1 pseudogene is annotated in these 749 nt (G+C 75.3%); it reads right to left on the bottom strand.

Annotated elements, in window-relative coordinates:
* A pseudogene (locus tag LPA54_RS33810) lies at nucleotides 1–749 on the bottom strand (export associated protein); the annotation flags it as partial.

The raw sequence follows: 749 nt of genomic DNA, 5'->3' as shown, positions 1-749 counted from the left end.
TCACGGCGTGCACCCGGTCCTTGAGCGGCAGCTCGAAGCCGGGCGGCAGCGCGTCCGGCGCTCCGCCGCGCAGCGCCATCTGCACCAGGTCGACCCGCTGGGTGAGCCGGGCCAGCACCTCCGTCACACCCGCGGCGCCCTGTGCGGGCGGGCCGGCGAGGACACCGGTCTGGGTGAGCGGGGCCAGGGCCTGCGCGCCGGACCCGGCCGGATCGACGACGTGCACGGTGAACTCGCCGGCCGGGTAGACGGCGAGCAGCCGCGCGGCGTGCGCCACCGCGGTGTCCATGGCCAGGCGCCGCATGTCGTGGGAGTCGGTGAAGGACCCGTCCAGGGAGTCGGTGCGTCCGCTGTCGATCCACAGTCCGCGCTCCAGCGGCAGCCGGAGCAGCATCGGGATGCGGATCGACTCGGCCTCGGGCAGCCGGAGGTCGCCCAGACGCAGCGCCATGGGTATCTCCATCGGCACCCGGTAGGCATGCCAGCAGGGGTTGTCCCAGCGGGCGAACGCCGGGGGCAGGGCGGGCTCGACGACCTCGGACTCGGCGACGAGCTGGGCGACGTCCCGGTCGAGGGACGCCCGCGCCTGGTCGACGAGTTGCGTGTACCGCGCGCGGGCCGCCTCCCGGGCGGCGTCGCCCTGGCCGCCGATACGGCTGCGCGGGTCGGAGAGGGCCTGCTCCAGTTCCTTGTCCATACGCGACTCGGCGAAGTCGACGGCGCTGCGGTACGCGGCGGCGGTGCGGGCC

The organism is Streptomyces sp. DH12, from assembly GCF_020873895.1.
Classification (GTDB): domain Bacteria; phylum Actinomycetota; class Actinomycetes; order Streptomycetales; family Streptomycetaceae; genus Streptomyces.
This window is presented reverse-complemented; position numbering and strand designations above follow the sequence as displayed.